Below are 21841 nucleotides of genomic sequence, written 5' to 3' on the forward strand. Positions count from 1 at the left end.
ATACTCATGGACACCAAATTGCTCGACATCCTTGCTTGCCCGATCTGCAAAGGCCCGCTCAAGCTCAGCGCCGATAAAACCGAGCTGATCAGCAAAGGTGCCGGCCTGGCTTACCCGATCCGTGACGGGATTCCGGTGATGCTCGAGAGCGAAGCCCGCACCTTGACGACCGATGAGCGCCTGGATAAATGACTACCGCCTTTACCGTGGTGATTCCCTCGCGTTATGCATCGACCCGTCTGCCGGGCAAGCCGCTGCAAATGATCGGCGCCAAGCCGATGATCCAGCTGGTATGGGAACAGGCCTGCAAAAGCAGCGCCGAGCGGGTGGTGGTGGCGACTGACGATCCGCGTATCATCGAAGCCTGCAAAGGTTTCGGCGCCGAGGCGGTGCTGACCCGCGAAGACCATAATTCCGGCACCGATCGCCTGGCCGAAGTGGCTACGCAACTGGGCCTGGCGCCCGACGCCATCGTGGTGAACGTGCAAGGTGACGAGCCGTTGATCCCGCCGAGCGTCATCGACCAGGTCGCCGCCAATCTGGCGGCCCATGGCGAAGCGCGCATGGCGACCCTGGCCGAACCGATCGAAGACATTGAAACCTTGTTCAACCCGAACGTGGTGAAGGTGGTCAGCGATATCAACGGCCTGGCCCTGACGTTCAGCCGTTCGACCCTGCCCTGGGCGCGGGATGCCTTCGCCAGCAACCCCGGCGTACTGCCGCCAGGCGTGCCGTACCGCCGCCACATCGGCATCTACGCCTATCGCGCCGGTTTCCTGCATGACTTCGTCAGCTGGGGCCCGTGCTGGTTGGAAAACACCGAATCCCTGGAGCAACTGCGGGCCCTGTGGCACGGCGTGCATATCCACGTGGGCGATGCGCTGGAAGCACCGCCTGCAGGCGTCGATACCCAGGAAGACCTTGAGCGCGTCCGTCGCCTGCTGGGGGCTTGATGGAAGTCCTGTTTGTCTGCCTGGGCAATATCTGCCGCTCGCCCACCGCCGAAGGCGTCTTGCGCCATAAGTTGCGCGAAGCCGGCCTGGCCGATCAGGTTGAGGTGGCGTCGGCGGGGACGGGGGAGTGGCATATCGGCAACCCACCGGACCTGCGCAGCCAACGTGCGGCGCTGGCGCGGGGCTATGACTTGTCAGCCCAGCGTGCCCAGCAGGTCTGTCGCGCCGATTTTGCGCGCTATGACCTGATCCTGGCCATGGACCACAGCAACCTGCGCAACCTCAAAGCCATGCAGCCTGCGCAGGGTAAGGCGCAGCTGGATTTGTTCCTGCGCCGCTTCGACGGCGAAGTGGACGAGGTGCCAGACCCGTATTACGAAGGCGAACAAGGCTTTGACCGGGTGCTGGACCTGATCGAGCGCGCCTGTGATTCATTGGTGATCGAATTGAAGGGCCGGCTATGACTTTGCAAGTACGTGCGCAGGTATCGCTCAAGCCTTTCAACAGCTTCGGCATCGACGTACGCGCCCAGCTGTTTGCCGAGGCTCACAGTGATGCCGATGTGCATCAAGCCCTGGCCTACGCCGACGCGCATAGTGTGCCGCTGCTGGTGATCGGCGGCGGCAGCAACCTGCTGCTGACCCGGGACGTGCCTGCCCTGGTGTTGCGCATGGCGACCCAGGGTATTCGCGTGCTGCACGATGATGGCGTGCACGTGGTGGTTGAAGGCGAGGCGGGCGAAGCCTGGCACCCCTTTGTATCGTGGACCCTGGAACAGGGTTTTTGCGGCCTGGAAAACCTCAGCCTGATCCCCGGCACGGTCGGCGCGGCGCCGATGCAAAACATCGGCGCCTACGGCGTTGAGATCAAGGACGTGTTTGCCGGCCTCACGGCGCTGGATCGCCAGACGGGCGAGCTGCGGGATTTCAGCCTGGACGAATGCCAGTTTGCTTACCGCGACAGCCTGTTCAAGCATGAAGTCGGGCGTTGGTTGATCCTGCGGGTACGCTTTGCCCTGAGTCGCGCCAGTCATCTGAAACTCGACTACGGCCCGGTGCAGCAGCGCCTGGCTGCGCAGGGCATCACCGAGGCCACGCCGAAGGATGTGAGCCAGGCGATCTGCAGTATTCGCCGCGAAAAATTGCCGGACCCGGCAGAGCTGGGCAATGCCGGTAGTTTTTTCAAAAACCCGTTGGTGCCCCAGGCTCTGGCTGCCGAGCTGAAGAGCCAGTATCCGGACCTGGTGGCTTACCCTCAGGCCGACGGGCAAGTAAAGCTCGCCGCCGGTTGGCTGATCGACAAGGCGGGTTGGAAGGGCTTTCGTGACGGCGATGCCGGCGTGCATAAAATGCAGGCGCTGGTGCTGGTGAACTATGGCTCAGCCACCGGGCGGGATATTGCCAACCTGGCGCTGCGTATCCAGCAGGACATTGCCGAGCGCTTCGGGGTCGAGCTTGAGATGGAACCTAACAGGTACTGAGCGTCCACCGCCCCACAAATGAAAATGCCCCGCATCTCACGATACGGGGCATTTTTTATAGCGCTGACACTCAGTCGTCACGGCTCATGATGCCGAAGATCTGCAACAGGCTGATAAACAGGTTGTAGATCGACACATACAGGCTGATGGTCGCCATGATGTAGTTACGCTCACCGCCATGGATGATGGCGCTGGTCTGGAACAGGATGCACACCGAGGAGAACAGCACGAAACCTGCGCTGATCGCCAGTTGCAAACCGCTGATCTGGAAGAACATGCCGGCTACCACCGCCGCCAGCAACACGAAGAAGCCTGCGGTGATGAAGCCACCCAGGAAACTCATGTCCTTGCGGCTGATCAGCACGTACGCCGACAGGCCACCAAACACCAGCGCGGTCATGGCAAATGCCGAACTGACCACCTCCGCACCGCCGGCCATGCCGAGGTAACGGTTAAGGATCGGGCCGAGGATAAAACCCATGAAACCGGTCAAGGCGAACGCCGACACCAGGCCCCAGGCCGAGTCGCGCAGCTTGTTGGTCAGGAAGAACAGACCATAGAAGCCGATCAGCACGACAAAGATATTCGGATAGCCGACGCGCATCTGCTGGGCCACGTAAGCCATCACGCCGCTGAATGCGAGGGTAAGGGCGAGCAGGCCGTACGTATTGCGCAACACGCGGCTGACTTCAAGCTGCTCAGCCTGCGCGTTGCCATTCACTGCGTAATTCTGTTCGCGCATGGCGACACTCCTTCAGTTTTGAAACGTTCAGTCGCAAAGATCATAACAGACGCTCTGTAACAAGCTATGCAGAGAGTTTGACAGTGTGTTTCATTCGGGTATTATGGCGCCCGCTGAGACGGGATGAGCGACTATAATCCCGTGATGCACAAGGGAAATTGGCAGAGTGGTTGAATGCACCGGTCTTGAAAACCGGCGAACGTTAATAGCGTTCCCAGGGTTCGAATCCCTGGTTTCCCGCCAAACACATAAGAAAGTCCCGCGAGCTAAATGCCCAGCGGGATTTTTTTTGCCCGCGATTGCGCAGTGCCACGACGGCCAGTGCCATTGGCCCATAAAATCCGTGGTCTTTCTGACGAGCTTTTACTCGTCACCTCGCTGTTTTTTTACTACCATCGTTAATCTGCGTACTCAAGGAAGAGCGGCTGAGCGCCTTGAGTCTGGTAGAAATTCATACTCGATCATTGAATGAGTCATGGCTTTTACCCAGAACCTAACGACTCAGCTAACCGAAATGACCTGTTTGGTGGAACTGATGAATAAAATGTGTGGCATCGTTGCAGTGCTAGGGATTGCCCTCTCGGGATGCGCTACAAAAAATCAAGAAAAACCTGAAGTGACACCACCTCCTGCCGTCGTCCAGCAAGAAGCGCCTGAAGCCGCAACTCCGGCACCCGCACAATCGCCTGCGCGATATGAGGCTGCACCTGCGAACGCCAGTGCTTACGCTGCAGTGCCTTACTCACCGCAGGCGGCAGAGCCAGAGCAAGAGCCAGAATCAGAGACAAAACTCAACCAGAATCGCGCTGAGCAATGCCGTAAAGAGCTGGATGTTCTTAAGGTTTACAACAAGGCGTCTTACGACAAATACGAGGTCGAATACCAGGCCATTGCCAGTAAGACCGCTAAATACATGGAAGTTAAAGATTCACTGGGTGCCGATTTGAACTATATGGTTATGCCTGCTTATCAATTTCAAATTCGTGAGTTCTGCTTCCGCGTTAAGACCCGTCTGTCGGAGCTTGTGCTTCGCCAAGCCAAATAAATCCCGGGTTGCACGCCAAAACATCCAAGAGAAATCCCGCGAGCCATCTGCTCTGCGGGATTTTTTTTGCCTGTGATCGGTGTTTGATCCAACTTCAAGTCCTGAACCGCAGCACCAAGTCGTTCAAGTTGACGGCCAAGCGTGATAACTCGTTGCTTGCCGTCAAGGTCTGGCGGGTACCCTCAGTGCTCTGGATGGCCAGGTCGCGAATGCTGATAAGGCTGCGATCCACGTCACGCGCCACGTGAGCCTGCTCCTCGGAAGCGGTCGCAATCTGGATATTGCGGTCGTTGATTTCCAGGACGGAATCAATAATCTGGCGCAGTGAGTGGCCAGCTTGCTCTGCGGTATCTCGGGTGGTGTAGACCTCAGAGGTGCTCTTGTGCATCAACTCGACTGCGGCTGAAGAACCGGCCTGAATCGTGGATATCATCTGTTCGATTTCCTGGGTCGACGTCTGGGTGCGGTGCGCCAGGGCCCGAACCTCATCGGCGACCACCGCAAAGCCACGACCTTGCTCGCCTGCACGTGCCGCTTCAATGGCGGCATTCAACGCCAACAGGTTCGTTTGCTCGGCAATCGCCCTGATCACGCTCAGTACTTTGGAGATGTCTTGAGCCTGGCCTGCCAGTTCTTTTACCTGGCCTGACGAGACTTCTACCAGTTCTGTCAGTCCACGCATTGCCGTCAGCGTTTCAGTCACTTTCTGATTGCCCAGATCAGCCGAGAGGCTGGACTGCATGGCCGCTTCAGAGGTGGAGTTGGCATTCCTGGCGACCTCTTCAACCGCCGCGCTCATTTCGGTGACGGCGGTGGCCGCTTGCTCTATTTCGCTGTTCTGCTGTTGCAGGGTGCGATCGGCACTCTCGGTGATCGAGGTCATTTCAACGGCTGCAGTACTCAGTTGAGCAGACGCTCCCGAGATTTCTGAAATAGTACTCCTGAGGTTTTTCTGCATCAGATTGAGTGCCTGCATCAAGCGCGAGGCTTCATCCGAACCTGTCACTTCAAGGTCGTGGGTGAGGTCGCCTGACGCTATATTCTCCGCCAACTCAAGCGAGGAGTTGATGGGGCTGACAATGCTTCTGGTAAACAAGCTTGCCAAGACGATCGTCAGGATGAATGCGACGACCAGTACCGAGATCAGGACGCTCACGCTGTGGGTGTATACCGCTGTCGCCTCCTCGCCGGACTCCACCGCCTGACGCGCATTCTGCTCACGCAAAATGGTGAGCTGCTCTTGATAGACGTTTGCTCGCTGCGCCTGCTCGGTGTTCGCAAAAACGACTGCCTGGTCATGATCGGAAATATCGAGGGCAAGCACTTGCTTGAGGCCGTCGATGTATACATCCATCGCCTGGCTGGTCTTCGCGAACTGGATTTCATCCTGCTGGCCGGATATGAGATGTTCACGGTAAAACGCGGTCTTCGACTGAAGTGCCTGTATGGCGTCTTCGACCAACGACTGCGATTTGTCATGCACCTCCCGGGTCGTACTCGAAAGCATGCGGATGCTTTCAAGGCGAGCGTGGAGCAGGGCGATTTGAATATCGTCAATGACCTGGACGCTGGGCAGTGAGTTTTGCTCGATGTCCTGTTCTGCGCTACGCAGGTGATCTATCTGTACATAGGAGAAGCCTGCCAGGCTGATCAGCAGCAGTGTGATCAGCCCAAAGCAGACGAAGGCCCTGCGCGCGATATTCAAGGATCTTAATTTCATAAAGGCCTCCGGGGGCCGGGATTCAGTGGCGTGGCTTCTCCACGTCCGTTTGTGGAGCGCGGACAAACCGTCCGCGCGGCGCAGTGACGCTCACTCGCAGCTTGGGGGGCAGGTGTACATTCAGGAATACAAAAGAATGAATCGAGATAATAGGCGCGCTAAATAATTGCGCGGCTTATGTTGGCGGGGCACGCAGGGGCGGTTGATCCAAGCGCAAGGGCGCCACACAAAATGCCTTGCGCAACGCATGGCTGAAATGGGAAAAGTGGGAGAATCCGAAGTCCAGTGCCGCCTGGGACACACTGCGCACCTGCATTCTCGGTACCCACCTGTTCGATTGACTCAGCCTTGCGGCGTTACCGGGCTGGATGAATCAGATGGAGAAGAGCGACCCAGCGGCCTCCGAGTCGAACACGAAGACAGTTCTAGTAGGGCCGGGCGGTTAAACCAGGTCGATGATTTATATAAGTAAATAACCGGCTTTGTGTGGGGGTTTGTGGAGTCTTGCAAGTGCCTGGATAGGGTGGACTTTGAACTGCACCACCTTTTAACCTTACCGTCTGTCAGATTGCCAGCACGCTGTCCGGTTCGCGTCTAATTTCTCCTTGGCAGGATGTTCAACAAGGAGATGAAAAAATGTCATGGACTTTCTATCTAACAATTACCAATGGTACGGACCGAACACTGGAAGTAACTAGCAAGTCAATCGAGTGGGGCACTTGGTACCGTGACTCTCAAGATGATAACGGCCCGTGCAGTATTGCGCCAAATACCACCATTCAAGCACTGGGTATCCGCGCAGCGCGAGGAACGTGGACGGGCTATGAGTGTCACGCGCAGTGGAAAGATCAGGTGCCTCCGGGAGAGAAAGGTTACGGGGCAGTCACTTTGATGATTGATGTTCCGTTTTCTGGCTCTAATGATTCGAGCCTCACCAGTGGCGGTGCTCTCACATGTTATGGTTGGCAAAACCTGCCGTCGGGTGGGCATGATTTCAACCGTTCAATCACTATTCGTGCAGGGCGAGACAAGAAGCTGATACTGGAAGAAGAAGCGCTTGATCCGGTCGAGCAAGAATACCGTGACTATTTACTGGAGTTTGCGGCTAGGAACCCTGATGTACGCGATTGGGATCAGGTTGAGAAAGAGCTGACGCAGGTAGATGATTTCAATCCATTACAGTATATCCCGGACGGCCCGACCCTGAGCCGGCGCCTGCTGGCCCGTTCCGAGCCGTTAGTCATCGAGCCGGAACTCTGGGATGGCATTGGCGATGTGGACTATCCAACACCTTATGCTCAGGATTTGTTCCTCGACGAATATTTTGCTGTTGCGATCTACAGCGTCGGGACCGATCCCAGAAGCTTCATCAATATCCCGGCAGGTTCTTCACGCAAGACCAGCGAGAAGATCACAGTCACGTCGGCAATAAAGAATGTATTGACCGTCAGTTGGTCGCTCAAGACATCACTTTCGGAGAAGGCGGTTGAACCGGTGTCCGGTTCTGAAGTGGCTTCCACACTGGATATGGAGTTCGGTGTAACCGACGTGCTGGAGGTGAGCCGGGAGTCGGTTACCGAATCGATTGTGGAGCAGGAGTTCAAGGCGCCGGACGACAGTGATGTATTGATCGTGCCTTGGGTATTCAGCACGGCGGTTATCGTTTACCGGCGAACCAAGAAGGGCAAGGTCAGCCTGGTAGCGGTGTCTGAATGGGCGCAGATGCAGTTCTTCAAAAGTTATCGCGTACATACCCAATTAAAAATGTCCTGAACAGGAATATCGACATGAAAATGTCCAGCGTCTTACTGATGAGTATTGCGTTTGTATGTCAAGGCATGGTCTTCGCTGATACACAGAAGTCCAATACTGAAACCTTGTTTTCCAACGACAAGCCACCGCTGATACAGACGGCCCAAGAGCAGGAACAAAAAGAGGTTGAGGTTGACCGCAATCAATGTTGGTCCGCCAAGAATTGCTCTGGAAAGATCCTGAACAATAAAGATGCACATAACTGTAAGTTGTCCGGCGGTAAGTCTTGGCGGAGCAAGACCACAGGGCAGTGCACCAATCTGTAGAGAGGGGCCCCCACATCTTCAATAGGCGTGGGGGCTTTTTTGATTGCGTGGCTGAAAAAACACATCCGCGCGCATAGGCGCTTTGCGCGCGACGAACATTAGTTGACGGCATGAGTCATCACTCTACCGTGCAGATCCAGCGGTGATTGTGCCGATAGGGCGCGCGGGTGAAGTGCACATCGGAAACCAGATTCAGGCCACGCTCTTTCAGGGCTTGGGTCAGTTGTACGAGTGTTTCTGCCTGGATAGTCATTTCGCTTACCTCGTCAGATTGACTGCGTTCATAATTCTTGACCGAGAGGGCAACTCGCTAATTCAAATTTTCTACAGCGGCGATTGATGCGTTGTGAAAGCCATCGTCGCAACGCCCTGTAGTCCATTGCTTATCTGAACCGGCGGGGCTGCACTTTTTTCCATTCTCCTGATCTACCTCTGTCCCAGCCACCCGATTCCTGCGGGTGGCCAACAGCCACAGACCCGGTGCCGATGGATCGAACGTCAATTGCTTTTATCACCCGCTGGCCGCTGTTGCTGGCTGCGCTGTTAGCGTTGTGGACCACTGGCTGCAGCCAGCAACAGGGGCGTGACGTCGCCAGGCAGTTCAGCGAAGGCAAGCCTGATGAGTTTTTTCAAACCAGCGTCGATCGCATGGCCACCCTGGGCATGCGCGACAACCTGCAGAGCCTTTATCTGCTGATGAGCAAGCTGTACCTGCGCAACCCCAGCCAGTGGCGCCAGTCCGGTTATCCGGATGCGGTGACTGCTGCGCGGACTATTCGCCAGGCGATCGAAAATCGTCAGCCATTGCCTGCGCTGGGGGAGCGTCGTGACCTGGCGGCCCTGAGTTATTCCTTGAGCCCGGAGTTTCGCGGTGATCGGGTGGGGGCGTTCATCTATGCGATCGGTAGCATGCTCGTGACCGCACACGGTGGGCGCATGCAGTTTTACGTGACTGACTCCATCAACCCGCAGTTTGTCAGCAATGCCGCCCGTAATATCGAGAAAGCCACCTGGCTGCTCGGCCAGCGTCAGGACGCCAATGGTGTGTTGTTGCTGTTTTCCAATGAGATATCGGAGGAGGGCAGTAACCTCAGTTTCGCCGTCGAGTTCGGCAAGATTGTCGCGCGCCTGGACCTGCTCACCCAGATACTCGATGAGCGCTACCGACGCATCGGCCTCAACTATGCGCAGAGTCTGCTGCTGATGAATTTTTTGCCTGTGCAGTGACACGCTGGCTCCAGCGCACGGCTAATCGGTGCGGTGTTTCCCTTTCCTCTGTAGGAAGTTGCCTATGATGCCCTCGACCGCTTGAAACACGCCCCCGGTCAGCCCTAGCCTCGGACTTTTCTTAAACATGAGTGCCTACCTTGGGTAAGCGAAAAACGGTTTGGCCTACTGATCGCGAAATCCGCCTGCGGTTTATCCTGTTCGCCGTCATCGACGCCGCGAGTGCCCAAGGGGTCGCTTCGGAGGTGTTGATACCCGCGCACAAACTGCTGCGCGACGCGCCGACGGAGGCGCAGCTATGCGATACGCTTGCCGACATCCTGGCCACCGAGGAGATGTACGGTTTCAGGTTTCCCGTCGGCTCCGATGCTGACGATCTGATGCAGACGCTGGAGTGGTCGGGCAAGCAGGGCAGCAATTGATCACTGGGTTTTCATTTAAATAATTTTGGTCCGATACGGTTGTGGGAAGTCCGTGACTTGAATCGCGCGTGACCTGGCGGGTGTGGGAGCCTTCCCATGACTGCTCGCTTGCCGGCATTGCCGTGCATGCCCCCGTATTTCAAGGACCTGTCCATGCTGTTGCGCCAACCACCGCTGCTGTTCGCCGCCCTGACCCTCACTTCGCTGGTACAGGCCGAAGACCTGCAGTTGGCGCCGGTCGAAGTCACTACGTCTGAAGCCAGCGCCGGCGAGATCGCCCAGGCACAGCTCAACAGCGTGCCCGGCGGCACTAACTTCATCGACATGGACAGCGTGCAGCAGGGGCGGGTGAGCACCAACGAGGATGTCTTCAAGTATCAGGCCGGGGTGTACGCCAAGGCAGCGAATAACGAAGGGGTCAAGTTGTCCATTCGCGGTTCGGGCTTGAACCGCAGCCCGGGTTCCCATGCCTCCGGGCTGTATGAAATGTTCGACGGCCTGCCGCTGACCGGCCCCGGCGGCACGCCCTATGAACTCAAGGACCCGTTATGGCAGAGCCGGGTGGAAGTGCTGAGCGGCGCCAACGGTTTCGATCAGGGCGCGCTGGCCCTGGGCGGCGCCGTCAACTACGTCACCCGCACCGGTTATGATGCGCCCACATTGCAAGTGCGCTATGAGGCGGGCAGCCATGGTTACGCCCAGCGCGAAATCAGTTCCGGCCAGGTGCTCGGTGATGCCGATTACTACATCAGCCTCACCGATTCGCAGTCCGACGGTTACCAGCACCAGAGTGCCGGGACGGGCAAGGGCATCGCGGCCAACGTCGGCTATCGCTTCAACCCGAACCTGGAGACGCGCTTTTATCTGCGCTACCGCGAAACCACCAATGACACGCCGGGCAAGCTCACCCGCGAGCAGATCAGCCATGACCCGCGTGCCGCCAACAGCCTCAACGCCGCCCGCGACTCCAAACGCTTGCAACCGGGTTCCACCTGGCTTGCCAACAAGACCACCTTGCAGTTGGATGACGCTTCGCGCGTCGAGGTCGGGCTGGCCTATCACGACTACCCGATGGACCTGCGCGAAGGCACCAATCGCCTGAAAGTTGCCTACACCGACATCAGTGGCACGCTCAATTACATCCGCCAGGACAGCCTGTTCGGCCGTGACAGCACCACCACCCTCGGCCTGCGCACCACCCAGGCGATGCCGAACAATGGCGCCTCGGAGTACGTACGCGTCCCGGCCGGCAACACGAAGGACTACGCGCCCGGCACCAAGACCCGTGACTACACCTACCTGGGGTCCGACACGGTGCTGCATATCGGCAACGAGCTGGAGCTGGTCCCCGACCTGTGGCTGACCACCGGCGTGGCCGCGATTCATACGCGCCGCGAAACCCAGGTCACCTATCCGGACGGCCAGGCACCGACGCGTCAGCACGATTGGGACTACGCGCCACGCATCGGCCTGCGCTATGACTTCACCCCGCAATTGCAGGTGTACGGCAACCTGAGCCGCTCGGTCGAGCCGCCGCACGCCTGGTCGATGATCTGGGGTTCCAACACATATTTCGGCGCCGGCAGCGGTGCGGCCACCGGCTTGCAGCGCGAAGGCGTGAAGTTGCGCAATCAGACCGCAACCACCCTGGAGGTCGGCGGGCGCGGCGAGGCCTGGCTCGGCCAGTGGGACCTGGCCCTCTATCGCTCCGAAGTGCGCCACGAACTGTTGACCGTGGAAACCCAGGCCCAGACCGCGACCGCCAATGCCGTCATCGCCGAAGCCAATGCCAGCCCCACCGTGCATCAAGGCGTGGAACTGAGCCTGCTCAGCCCACTGTGGGACGGTGGCCGCAATGGCCGGCTTGCGCTGCGCCAGGCCTATACCTTCAGTGACTTCCACTACCGCGACGATGATCGTTTCGGCGACAACACCTTGCCCGGCATCCCCAAGCACTATTACCAGGCGCAACTGCGCTACAGCCATCCGAGCGGTTTCTACACCAGCCTCAACACCGAGCATGCCTCGCGGGTGGCGGTGGACTACGCCAACTCCTATTACGCCGCGGCCTATACCACCCTTGGCGCCACGTTCGGCTATGACGCGCCCAGGCAGGACTGGCAAGCCTGGGTCGATCTGCGCAACCTGACCAACCGGCGTTATGCCAACACCGTTACGCCGGGTTACGACGACAAAGGCATGGACGCAGCCCGTTCCACACCCGCCGACGGGCGTGGTATCTACACCGGCGTGTCGTGGCGTTGGCGCTAAATCAACCTTCGTGCTGGCGCAGGCGCTTGTACAGGGTATTTCGGCTCACCCCCAGCTCCCGCGCCAGGTGGGAAATGTTCCCGCCCGCGGCTGCCAGGCGTTGGTTGAGGTCAAGGTGGTCATCCAGACGTTCATGGCTGGACAGCGGCGCCGCCTGTTTCAAGTCGGTAAAAAAGTCATCGGGCAGGTGCTCCGGGCGGATCGGCTGTTCTTCGGCCATCGCCAACGCCACCTGCAGCACACTGCTCACCTGACGCACATTGCCCGGCCACGGGTGCTGGTCGAACAGCTTGAGCACCTCGGCACTCAGCCCGGCCCACTGGGTGGGCTCGCGGTGTTGCTGCCACAGTTGCTGGAACAGCGCCTGCTTGTCGCTGCGTTCGCGCAACGGCGGCAGCTCCAGGGTCAGGCCGCCGATGCGGTAATACAAATCCTCACGAAAGCGCCCGGTTTGCACCAGCTCCCGTAGCGCTCGGTTGGTCGCCGAAATGATGCGCAAGTCCACCGGGAACACCTCACTGCTGCCCACCGGCTGGACGCACCGCTCCTGCAGCACCCGCAGCAGGCGGGCCTGGGTGGGTAAAGGCATATCGCCGATTTCATCAAGAAACAGTGTGCCCTTGTCGGCTTTGCGGATCAGGCCGATGCTGCCTTTTTGATTGGCACCGGTGAACGCGCCTTTTTCATAGCCAAACAGTTCCGATTCCACCAGCTCAGCCGGAATGGCCGCACAGTTCACCGCGATCAATGCCTGCCGGTTGCGGGAACTGGCCTGGTGCAGGGCTTTGACGAACACCTCTTTGCCCACGCCGGTTTCACCGTGGATCAACAACGGAATGTCCTTTTCCAGCAGGCGCTCGGCCTGGCGCACGGCTTTCTCCACGCGCGCATCGCCAAAATGCAGGGCGGCGAGACTGACCGCGGTCGCCTTCGACGGCGCAGGCTGATTGAACACCCGCGCCTGTACCGGCATCTGCCTGGGCCGCTTGAGCAGGCACTGGAAGCGATTGCGTCCCGGCGCTTGCAGGGAAAACGGCAGCCCCTCAGGCTGATTCAACAACTCCAGCAGCGACACCTTGAACAAGCTGTCGATCATCACCCGCGACAAACTGATACCCAGCAGGTTGTCTGCGCGGCGGTTGGCCGACAGCACCTGGCCGCTTTCATCAAAGATCAGCAGGCCCGCCCACTGGCTGTCGAGGTTGCTCAGGCCGGTGTTGAACGTCAGCTGGAAATGCTCGCCGCGAAACAGGTTGAGGATCAGCCGATTCTCCACGGTCTGGCTCATCATCTTGACCATGCCCAGGGTGTGGGAGGGCGGCAGGTAGCTGTCGCTGGACACATCCAGTACCGCAATGATCTCGCGTTGGGCGTCGAAAATCGGCGCCGCCGAACCGGTCATGAAGCGGTTGGCCTTGAGGAAATGTTCGTCGTGTTCGATATGCACCGCCTGGGCGCAGGCCAGGGCGGTGCCGATGGCATTGGTGCCGCTGGCGTGTTCCATCCAGCTGGCGCCCGCGCTGAAACCACGGGCCAGCCCGGGCTCGATAAAGCGCTGGGTGCCCCACGACGTCAGGACCTGGCCCTGGTTGTCGGCGAGCATGATCAGGCAGTTGGAATTGCTCAGGATGTTCTCGTAGTAGGGCAGTACTTCCTGATGGGTGGTCTGCACCAGTGAATGCTGGCTCTCCAGCAACTGCCGAATGCCCTCGGCGGGCAATTGATCGAAGCTGGGGACGCTTTGGTGATCCAGCCCGAACGCGCGGCAACGGCGCCAGGAGTCCTGGATGATGGTGTCGTGAGCCAGTGGTTCGGCCATGGGGTGACCTTCTTTTTATTGTTATTGGGCTTACACAATTCAAACTATTGGAATGGGTTCAAGTGTGGGAGGGGGCTTGCCCCCGATAGCGGTGGGTCAGTCAGCATTGCTGTTACTGATGTGCCGCCATCGGGGGCAAGCCCCCTCCCACATTGGATCTTCATCGCCCATAAAGTGTTGTTCACAACTGTTCATTGTCAACTGCAAATCTGTTCAATTGTTCAGCCTGAACTGTTCATTTTATTCACGCTTGAACATGCGTCTGAGCCCATTCCCTTGTGAATCAATCACCTGTCATCTTTGGCACGAAACTCGCTCTGACAACTGGCCAGATTCATTCCAATAATAAAAAGGTCGTGTCATGTCATTGACCCTGGAACATGTCTCCCGCGTTGTCGAAGGTCAAACCTGGATCGACGATGCCACCCTGCGTTTCGAGCCCGGCTCCTTCAATGTATTGCTCGGCCGCACCCTGTCCGGCAAGACCAGCCTGATGCGCGTGATGGCCGGGCTGGACAAACCCGACAGCGGCCGCATCCTGATGAACGGTGTGGATGTCACGCAAAAACCGGTGCGTTTGCGCAATGTGTCGATGGTGTATCAGCAGTTCATCAACTACCCGACCATGACCGTGTTCGAGAACATCGCCTCGCCCTTGCGCCAGGCCGGTGTGTCCAATGAGCTGATCCAGAGCAAAGTGCTGGAAACGGCGCGGATGCTGCGCATCGAGAAATTCCTGCAACGCCATCCGCTGGAACTGTCCGGTGGCCAGCAGCAGCGTACGGCCATGGCCCGGGCGTTGGTCAAGGACGCCGAGTTGATTCTGTTCGATGAGCCGTTGGTCAACCTGGACTACAAGTTGCGCGAAGAACTGCGCCAGGAAATGCGCGAACTGTTCAAGGCGCGCCACACCATCGCCATTTACGCCACCACTGAGCCGAACGAAGCCCTGGCGCTGGGTGGCACCACCACCATTCTTCACGAAGGCCGGGTGATCCAGAGCGGCAAGGCCGCCGAGGTCTACCACCAGCCGCAGACGGTGCTGGCGGCCGAGCTGTTTTCCGAGCCGCCGATCAACCTGATGCCGGGGCGCATCAGTGGCAATGAAGTCAGCTTCGCCAACTTCGTGCACTTTCCCCTCAATGTCGACCTGCGTCCCATCGGCGAAGGCGAGTTCCGTTTCGGCGTGCGCCCCAGCCATATCAGCCTGGTGCCGAGCAACGACGATGACCTGGAACTGGCGGTGACCGTGGAGGTGGCCGAAATCAGCGGTTCGGAAACCTTCCTGCACGTGCGCAGCGAACATTTCCTGCTGGTGCTGCACTTGCCGGGGGTGCATGAGTACGACGTCGATGCGCCGATCCGCGTGTATATCCCCACCCATAAACTGTTTGTGTTCGATGGTCAGGGCCGCTTGGTCCAGGCCCCCGGGCGCCGTGTTGCGAGGGTTGCCTGATGGCCGAGATCCATTTGCGCAACCTGGCGCACAGCTACAGTCCGACGCCGAATGGTCCGGAAGACTACGCCATTCGGGAAATGAACCACGTGTGGGAGCAGGGCGGTGCCTACGCCTTGCTCGGGCCGTCGGGCTGCGGCAAGTCGACCTTGCTCAATATCATCTCCGGCCTGCTCAGCCCGTCCGAGGGCCAGGTGTTGTTCGACACCCAGGTGGTCAACGACCTCACCCCGGAGAAGCGCAACATTGCCCAGGTGTTTCAGTTCCCGGTGGTGTACGACACCATGACGGTGTTCGACAACCTGGCGTTTCCCCTGCGCAACCAAGGCATGGCCGAGGCGAAAATTCACAGCAAGGTGCAGGAAATCGCTGAAGTCCTCGACCTGCAGAACCTGCTGAGCAAAAAAGCCCGCAACCTGACGGCTGACGAAAAACAGAAAGTCTCCATGGGCCGTGGCCTGGTGCGCGACGACGTCTCGGCGATCCTGTTCGACGAACCGCTGACGGTGATCGACCCGCACCTGAAGTGGAAACTGCGGCGCAAGCTCAAGCAGATCCATGAGCAGTTCAATATCACCATGGTCTACGTCACCCACGACCAGTTGGAGGCCTCCACCTTCGCTGACAAGATCGCGGTGATGTACGGCGGGCAGATCGTGCAGTTCGGCACGCCGCGCGAATTGTTCGAGCGCCCGAGCCACACCTTTGTCGGTTATTTCATCGGCAGCCCCGGGATGAATCTGATCCAAGTGCAGGCCGAGGCGGGCGGGGTACGGTTTGCCGGCACCCACCTGCCATTGTCCGAGGCGTTGCAGCGACGCCTCGAGGCCACCGATTACAAAGAGCTCCAGGTGGGTATTCGTCCGGAGTTCATCCACGTGTGGGACGAGCCCAACCCGGACGCCCTGCAGGCCGACGTCACCCACGTGGAAGACCTGGGCACCTACAAGATCATGACCCTCAACCTCGACGGCGCCACGCTCAAAGTGCGCCTGGCCGAAGACAAACCGGTGCCCGAAGGCCGCGCCTGCATCAGCTTCCCCGCGCAATGGCTGATGCTCTACGCCGATGATTACCTGCTGGAGGTACTGCCATGAACAAGGTGCAGAACAACAAGGCCTGGTGGCTGGTGCTGCCGGTGTTCCTGCTGGTGGCGTTCAGTGCCGTGATCCCGATGATGACCGTGGTCAACTACTCGGTGCAGGATATTTTTGACCAGTCCAGCCGCTACTTCGTCGGCGCCGACTGGTACAAACAGGTGCTGCTCGACCCACGCCTGCACGACTCGCTGCTGCGCCAGTTCATCTATTCGGCCTGTGTGTTGCTGATCGAAATCCCCCTGGGCATCGCCATCGCCCTGACCATGCCGACCAAGGGGCGCTGGTCGTCGCTGGTGCTGATCGTGCTGGCGATCCCCTTGCTGATCCCGTGGAACGTGGTTGGCACCATCTGGCAGATTTTCGGGCGCGCCGATATCGGCCTGCTCGGTTACAGCCTCAACGCCCTGGGCATCAGCTACAACTACGCGGCCAACACCGCGGATGCCTGGGTCACCGTGCTGGTGATGGACGTGTGGCACTGGACATCCCTGGTGGCGCTGCTGTGCTACTCGGGGCTGCGCGCGATTCCGGATGTGTACTACCAGGCGGCGCGGATCGATCGTGCCTCGGCCTGGGCGGTGTTCCGACATATCCAGTTGCCGAAGATGAAAAGCGTGCTGTTGATTGCGGTGATGTTGCGTTTCATGGACAGCTTCATGATCTACACCGAGCCGTTCGTCCTCACCGGTGGCGGGCCGGGTAATGCCACCACGTTTTTGAGTCAGACCTTGACCCAGATGGCCGTGGGTCAATTTGACCTGGGCCCGGCGGCGGCGTTTTCCCTGGTGTACTTCCTGATCATCCTGTTGGTGTCCTGGCTGTTCTACACCGCCATGACCCACTCCGACGCCAACCGCTGAGGCCGCCGACATGAGCAAGCGCAAGGTTATTCCGCTGCTGATCTACATCCTGTTCCTGCTGGTGCCGATCTACTGGCTACTGAACATGTCCTTCAAGAGCAACACCGAAATCCTCGGCGGGCTGACCCTGTTTCCGCAGGATTTCACCCTGGCCAACTACAAGGTGATCTTCACCGACCCCAGCTGGTACACCGGCTACCTCAACTCGCTGTACTACGTGAGCTTGAACACGGTGATCTCCCTGAGCGTGGCGTTGCCGGCAGCCTACGCGTTTTCGCGCTACCGTTTTCTGGGCGACAAGCACCTGTTCTTCTGGCTGCTGACCAACCGCATGGCGCCGCCGGCGGTGTTTCTGCTGCCGTTTTTCCAGCTGTATTCGTCCATCGGCCTGTTCGATACCCATATTGCAGTGGCGCTGGCGCACTGTTTGTTCAACGTGCCGTTGGCGGTGTGGATTCTGGAAGGCTTCATGTCCGGCGTGCCCAAGGAAATTGACGAAACCGCCTACATCGACGGCTACTCGTTTCCCAAGTTCTTCGTGAAGATTTTCATCCCGCTGATTGGCTCCGGCATCGGGGTGACGGCGTTTTTCTGCTTCATGTTTTCCTGGGTCGAACTGTTGCTGGCGCGCACGCTGACCTCGGTCAATGCCAAACCCATCGCGGCGGTGATGACCCGCACGGTATCGGCTTCGGGTATCGATTGGGGCGTGCTGGCGGCGGCGGGGGTGTTGACCATCCTGCCGGGCATGCTGGTGATCTGGTTTGTTCGTAACCACGTGGCCAAGGGCTTTGCCCTGGGCCGGGTCTAGAGGAGTCGATGATGGAATGGATGGCCTGGACCACCCCCACAGCCCTGTTCTTTGGCGGCATCGCGCTGATCCTGGCGGGCATGACCACCTGGGAGCTGCGCTCGCCGAGTATCCCTCGGCGGGGTTTTCTGCCGATCAGCACCACCCGGGGTGATCGCTTGTTTATCGGTCTTCTCGGTAGCGCCTACCTGCATTTGCTGGTCATCGGCGTTACCGACTGGAGCATCTGGGTGGCGTCCGCGCTCTCCCTGGTATGGCTGTTGAGTGTGATGCGTTGGGGCTAGGTATGCACACCCCTGTAGGAGCGAGCTTGCTCGCGAAAATCGTCAACGATAACGCAGTGCTCCTGGTAGCCCGCGGTGTCCTTGAGTTTTTCGCGAGCAAGCTCGCTCCTACAAGAGAAGGGGTGTCTGCGAGTCCCGTCTGAAATTAACCAGGAGGTCTCTATGTTGAATAAAAACAATAAGCTGCGACATAGCATTTCATTGGCCGCCGTACTGGCCCTCAGCGGTTTGAGCGCTTCGGCCTGGGCTGATGCGTATGAAGATGCCGCGAAAAAATGGATCGGCAGCGAGTTCAAACCGTCCACGCTCACCGAAGCCCAGCAGCTTGAGGAGTTGAAGTGGTTTATCAAGGCCGCCGAACCCTTCCGTGGGATGAAGATTAACGTGGTGTCGGAAACCCTTACCACCCACGAGTACGAATCCAAGGTGCTGGCCAAGGCCTTCAGCGAAATCACCGGCATCAAGCTGACCCACGACCTGCTGCAGGAAGGCGACGTGGTGGAGAAGCTGCAAACCCAGATGCAATCGGACAAGAATATCTATGACGGCTGGGTCAACGACTCGGACCTGATCGGTACGCACTTTCGCTACGGCAAGACCGAATCCATCACCGACCTGATGGCCAACGAAGGCAAGGACTTCACCTCGCCAACCCTGGACCTCAAGGACTTCATTGGCCTGTCTTTCACCACCGCGCCGGACGGCAAGATCTACCAGTTGCCCGACCAGCAGTTCGCCAACCTTTACTGGTTCCGCGCCGACTGGTTCGAGCGTCCGGAGCTGAAAGCCAAGTTCAAGGAAAAGTACGGTTACGAGCTCGGCGTACCGGTGAACTGGTCGGCCTATGAAGACATCGCCAAATTCTTCAGCGAAGACGTCAAGGAAATCGACGGCAAGCGCGTCTATGGGCACATGGACTACGGCAAGAAGGACCCCTCCCTGGGCTGGCGTTTCACCGATGCCTGGTTCTCCATGGCCGGTGGCGGCGACAAGGGTTTGCCCAACGGCCTGCCGGTGGACGAGTGGGGCATTCGCGTGGAGGACTGCCATCCGGTGGGCTCCAGCGTGACCCGTGGCGGCGACACCAACGGCCCGGCGGCGGTGTTCGCCACGCAGAAATACGTGGACTGGATGAAGGCCTATGCGCCACCGGAGGCGGCGGGCATGACCTTCTCCGAATCCGGCCCGGTGCCGTCCCAGGGCAATATCGCCCAGCAGATCTTCTGGTACACCGCGTTTACCGCCGACATGGTCAAGCCGGGCCTGCCGGTGGTGAACGCCGACGGTACGCCGAAATGGCGCATGGCGCCGTCGCCGGTCGGGCCGTATTGGGAGAAGGGCATGAAGAAGGGCTATCAGGACGTGGGTTCCTGGACCTTCCTCAAGTCCACGCCGGAGAAACAGAAACTCGCGGCCTGGCTCTACGCGCAGTTCGTCACTTCCAAAACCGTGTCCTTGAAGAAGACCATCGTCGGTCTCACGCCGATTCGTGAGTCCGATATCAACTCCCAGGCCATGACCGACATGGCGCCCAAACTCGGTGGCCTGGTAGAGTTCTACCGCAGCCCGGCGCGCACAGAATGGTCGCCCACCGGCACCAACGTGCCGGACTACCCGCGCCTGGCACAACTGTGGTGGAGCAACATCGCCGCCGCCGCCAGCGGCGAGAAAACCCCGCAACAGGCCCTGGACAACCTGGCCAAGGAGCAGGACGCGATCATGACGCGCCTGGAACGCTCCAAGGTGCAACCGGTGTGCGGCCCGAAAATGAACCCCGAGCGTGACGCTCAATACTGGTTCGATCAGCCTGGCGCGCCGAAACCGAAACTGGCCAACGAGAAGCCCAAAGGCGAGACCGTGAACTACAACGACCTGCTCAAGCAGTGGGAGGCTGCGCGTAAATAACAACGCAGCAACCCAGGATGTAAAAGTGTGGGAGGGGGCTTGCCCCCGATAGCGGTGTGTCAGTGACGAATTCATTGACTGATCCACTGCCATCGGGAGCAAGCCCCCTCCCACATTTTCATTTTGCCCAGCGACCGCTTATCCCCCCTTTAACAACCTCATTTGAATTTTCCGCACCTCCCGATGCTCTGCATTGTGTAAGCGCGTGGTTCAAGCGCTTTTGCGGGGCCGCCTTGCAGGGTGGCCCGTTGTAACGGACTTTGCGGAAACTGCCACCATGACACTCCTCACAGCGCTGTCGGGCCAACCGGCCTCTGTCACAGACTCGGCCCAGGGCCGCCATCAACGGGTCTACCAACAGCTGTACGGTGAATCTGCGGATGCCACGCAAGTGGCGCGTGATTACCTGCAGGATCAATTGGCGCAGGTGGAGGAGACCGTCAGCGACCTGCCGGATGTGCCCGAGCAGTTGCCGGCCTGGGTGGAACAGCGCTGCGCCGCCGTGGCCCAGGCTTACGCCGAATATCTGGAGCAACGCCAGCAAGGTCGGCCGCGCCGCTACTTCCAGAACAAGGCGCACGCGCTGTATGTGCTGCAACGCGTGGCCCCGACCAAACAGGTCGACGGCGCATGGCTCTACGGCCTGCTGCGCTATTGGCAGGATCAGCGCTTCGACGGCCTGCTGACCACCTACCTCGAAGAGTTGGGCGACGGCGAAGCCGCTCAGAACCATGTGGTGATCTATCGCAAGCTGCTCAGCGAACACGATGCCGATAGCGAGGCGGGGCTTGATGACGGCCACTATCTGCAAGGCGCGTTGCAACTGGCCCTGGGCCTGTGCGCCGAAGAGTTCCTGCCGGAAATCATCGGCTACAACCTGGGCTACGAGCAGTTGCCGCTGCACCTGCTGATCACTGCCTACGAACTGAGCGAGCTGGGCATCGACCCCTATTACTTCACCCTTCACGTGACCATCGACAACGCCAGCAGCGGCCACGCCAGCAAAGCCGCGCAGTCGGTATTGAACCTGCTGCCGCTGGGTGAGGGCAGGCAAGAGTTCTACCGTCGCGTCGCCGCCGGGTATCGCCTCAACGACCTCGGCCCAGGCACCACCGCAGTTATCGAGGGTTTTGATCTGCAGGATGAAGTGATGGCCATGCTCGAACGCAAGCGCAGCTTTGGCCAGCATATGCATTCGGACTACTGCCGCTTCGAAGGCAAGACTGTCAATCAGTGGCTGGCCAAGCCGGGGCAGATGGGTGATTTCCTCAGGGCGATGGAAGAAAAGGGTTGGATCAAACGCAACCAGGACCCCGCCGAAAGCCGGTTCTGGCAGTTGATCGAAGGCGCGGGCGCTGCGATGTTCGGTGTGTTCAGCGGTTATGAAAAACAGGTGCTGCATGACTGGATCGCCGGTGACTGGATCGGCACCCAGCGCGTGGCGCCGGTAAGACCCGGGCGCGGCAGCCGTTTCAGCCGCGAGCAGCACCGTCCGGCTGACCCGGATACCCAGGCCCTCGTCGAATCACTGTGGAGCCTGCCCGATGGGCAGCAACTGGGCGCGCTGATTCCGTGGATGTCGGCGCGGCGCCACTGTAGCCCCGCCGGGTTGTATGCCACCCGCCGCTTTATCCAACTGCGCGCGCGTCTGCGCTAAGGAAATGTGTC

The 21841-nt window shown here is 59.2% G+C and carries 21 protein-coding genes, 1 tRNA gene and 1 pseudogene; 18 read left to right on the top strand and 5 right to left on the bottom strand.

Going from position 1 to position 21841, the window contains the following annotated elements:
* Nucleotides 1–6: 6 nt before the first annotated feature.
* From CIB54_RS14555 to murB, 4 genes are read left to right on the top strand one after another with little or no spacing between them, the layout of a single operon-like run.
* Nucleotides 7–192, top strand: coding sequence for a Trm112 family protein (locus CIB54_RS14555; RefSeq protein WP_003174668.1), 186 nt, complete (start codon nt 7–9; stop codon nt 190–192).
* Nucleotides 189–953 (top strand): 3-deoxy-manno-octulosonate cytidylyltransferase, encoded by a 765-nt coding sequence (gene kdsB / locus CIB54_RS14560; RefSeq protein WP_101220140.1) that lies wholly within the window; start codon nt 189–191, stop codon nt 951–953. The genes CIB54_RS14555 and kdsB overlap by 4 nt, the downstream gene beginning before the upstream one ends.
* On the top strand, nt 953–1417 hold the full coding sequence (locus CIB54_RS14565; protein WP_065953170.1) for a low molecular weight protein-tyrosine-phosphatase: 465 nt from the start codon (nt 953–955) through the stop codon (nt 1415–1417). Before kdsB ends, CIB54_RS14565 begins: the two co-directional genes overlap by 1 nt.
* The gene (murB, locus tag CIB54_RS14570; RefSeq protein ID WP_101220141.1) at nt 1414–2433 is read left to right on the top strand and encodes a UDP-N-acetylmuramate dehydrogenase; all 1020 of its coding nucleotides are present in this window, start codon (nt 1414–1416) and stop codon (nt 2431–2433) included. Before CIB54_RS14565 ends, murB begins: the two co-directional genes overlap by 4 nt.
* A gap of 70 nt (nt 2434–2503) precedes the next feature.
* Here murB and CIB54_RS14575 read toward each other — a convergent pair whose 3' ends face one another.
* On the bottom strand, nt 2504–3175 hold the full coding sequence (locus tag CIB54_RS14575; RefSeq protein WP_053256786.1) for a Bax inhibitor-1/YccA family protein: 672 nt from the start codon (nt 3173–3175) through the stop codon (nt 2504–2506).
* A 152-nt stretch (nt 3176–3327) separates the two neighbouring features.
* On the opposite strand from CIB54_RS14575, the gene CIB54_RS14580 reads away from it, so the two are divergent.
* Together CIB54_RS14580 and CIB54_RS27630 are read left to right on the top strand one after the other, a co-directional pair.
* A tRNA-Ser gene (locus CIB54_RS14580) sits at nt 3328–3418 on the top strand.
* A 232-nt stretch (nt 3419–3650) separates the two neighbouring features.
* Nucleotides 3651–4220, top strand: a complete 570-nt coding sequence (locus tag CIB54_RS27630) for a hypothetical protein (protein WP_232790550.1) — start codon at nt 3651–3653, stop codon at nt 4218–4220.
* 94 nt (nt 4221–4314) lie between these two features.
* Here CIB54_RS27630 and CIB54_RS27965 read toward each other — a convergent pair whose 3' ends face one another.
* The gene (locus CIB54_RS27965) at nt 4315–5196 is read right to left on the bottom strand and encodes a methyl-accepting chemotaxis protein (RefSeq protein ID WP_420094158.1); all 882 of its coding nucleotides are present in this window, start codon (nt 5194–5196) and stop codon (nt 4315–4317) included.
* A pseudogene (locus CIB54_RS27970) lies at nt 5173–5940 on the bottom strand (MCP four helix bundle domain-containing protein); the annotation flags it as partial. The gene CIB54_RS27965 and the pseudogene CIB54_RS27970, both read right to left, overlap by 24 nt.
* Before the next feature lie 636 nt (nt 5941–6576).
* Between CIB54_RS27970 and CIB54_RS14600 the strand changes: the two are divergent.
* Both CIB54_RS14600 and CIB54_RS14605 read left to right on the top strand, forming a co-directional pair.
* Nucleotides 6577–7713, top strand: coding sequence for a hypothetical protein (locus CIB54_RS14600; protein WP_065953173.1), 1137 nt, complete (start codon nt 6577–6579; stop codon nt 7711–7713).
* A gap of 14 nt (nt 7714–7727) precedes the next feature.
* On the top strand, nt 7728–8018 hold the full coding sequence (locus tag CIB54_RS14605) for a hypothetical protein (protein WP_101220143.1): 291 nt from the start codon (nt 7728–7730) through the stop codon (nt 8016–8018).
* A gap of 118 nt (nt 8019–8136) precedes the next feature.
* Here the strand turns inward: CIB54_RS14605 and CIB54_RS27830 are convergent, their stop codons facing one another.
* Nucleotides 8137–8271 carry a hypothetical protein gene (locus CIB54_RS27830; RefSeq protein WP_256095189.1) on the bottom strand — a complete coding sequence of 45 codons (135 nt, stop codon included), beginning with the start codon at nt 8269–8271 and terminating at the stop codon, nt 8137–8139.
* 233 nt (nt 8272–8504) lie between these two features.
* Here CIB54_RS27830 and CIB54_RS14610 point away from each other — a divergent pair, with 233 nt between their 5' ends.
* From CIB54_RS14610 to CIB54_RS14620, 3 genes are all read left to right on the top strand, one after another.
* The gene (locus CIB54_RS14610) at nt 8505–9245 is read left to right on the top strand and encodes a hypothetical protein (RefSeq protein ID WP_101220144.1); all 741 of its coding nucleotides are present in this window, start codon (nt 8505–8507) and stop codon (nt 9243–9245) included.
* 140 nt (nt 9246–9385) lie between these two features.
* The gene (locus tag CIB54_RS14615; protein WP_065953177.1) at nt 9386–9667 is read left to right on the top strand and encodes a hypothetical protein; all 282 of its coding nucleotides are present in this window, start codon (nt 9386–9388) and stop codon (nt 9665–9667) included.
* 153 nt (nt 9668–9820) lie between these two features.
* Complete coding sequence (locus CIB54_RS14620) at nt 9821–11938, top strand: TonB-dependent receptor family protein (RefSeq protein WP_101220154.1); 2118 nt, start codon at nt 9821–9823, stop codon at nt 11936–11938.
* Between the two features lies 1 nt (nt 11939).
* Here CIB54_RS14620 and CIB54_RS14625 read toward each other — a convergent pair whose 3' ends face one another.
* Nucleotides 11940–13757 carry a sigma-54-dependent Fis family transcriptional regulator gene (locus CIB54_RS14625; RefSeq protein WP_101220145.1) on the bottom strand — a complete coding sequence of 606 codons (1818 nt, stop codon included), beginning with the start codon at nt 13755–13757 and terminating at the stop codon, nt 11940–11942.
* Nucleotides 13758–14118: 361 nt separating this feature from the next.
* Here CIB54_RS14625 and CIB54_RS14630 point away from each other — a divergent pair, with 361 nt between their 5' ends.
* The 7 genes from CIB54_RS14630 (at nt 14119) to CIB54_RS14660 (ending at nt 21830) form a co-directional block, all read left to right on the top strand.
* Nucleotides 14119–15213: an ABC transporter ATP-binding protein gene (locus CIB54_RS14630; protein WP_101220146.1), complete on the top strand. Its 1095-nt coding sequence runs from the start codon at nt 14119–14121 to the stop codon at nt 15211–15213.
* On the top strand, nt 15213–16310 hold the full coding sequence (locus CIB54_RS14635) for an ABC transporter ATP-binding protein (protein WP_101220147.1): 1098 nt from the start codon (nt 15213–15215) through the stop codon (nt 16308–16310). Before CIB54_RS14630 ends, CIB54_RS14635 begins: the two co-directional genes overlap by 1 nt.
* On the top strand, nt 16307–17173 hold the full coding sequence (locus tag CIB54_RS14640; protein ID WP_003174635.1) for a carbohydrate ABC transporter permease: 867 nt from the start codon (nt 16307–16309) through the stop codon (nt 17171–17173). The genes CIB54_RS14635 and CIB54_RS14640 overlap by 4 nt, the downstream gene beginning before the upstream one ends.
* A 10-nt stretch (nt 17174–17183) precedes the next feature.
* Nucleotides 17184–17984 (top strand): carbohydrate ABC transporter permease, encoded by an 801-nt coding sequence (locus CIB54_RS14645; protein WP_003174634.1) that lies wholly within the window; start codon nt 17184–17186, stop codon nt 17982–17984.
* An 11-nt stretch (nt 17985–17995) separates the two neighbouring features.
* Nucleotides 17996–18268 carry a DUF2160 domain-containing protein gene (locus CIB54_RS14650; RefSeq protein ID WP_003232363.1) on the top strand — a complete coding sequence of 91 codons (273 nt, stop codon included), beginning with the start codon at nt 17996–17998 and terminating at the stop codon, nt 18266–18268.
* 162 nt (nt 18269–18430) lie between these two features.
* Nucleotides 18431–20173, top strand: coding sequence for an ABC transporter substrate-binding protein (locus tag CIB54_RS14655; protein WP_065885013.1), 1743 nt, complete (start codon nt 18431–18433; stop codon nt 20171–20173).
* A gap of 277 nt (nt 20174–20450) precedes the next feature.
* Nucleotides 20451–21830, top strand: coding sequence for an iron-containing redox enzyme family protein (locus tag CIB54_RS14660; RefSeq protein WP_065953181.1), 1380 nt, complete (start codon nt 20451–20453; stop codon nt 21828–21830).
* Nucleotides 21831–21841 lie beyond the last annotated feature (11 nt).

It is taken from the genome of Pseudomonas fluorescens (genome assembly GCF_002837185.1).
Taxonomy (GTDB): Bacteria; Pseudomonadota; Gammaproteobacteria; order Pseudomonadales; family Pseudomonadaceae; genus Aquipseudomonas; species Aquipseudomonas fluorescens_AM.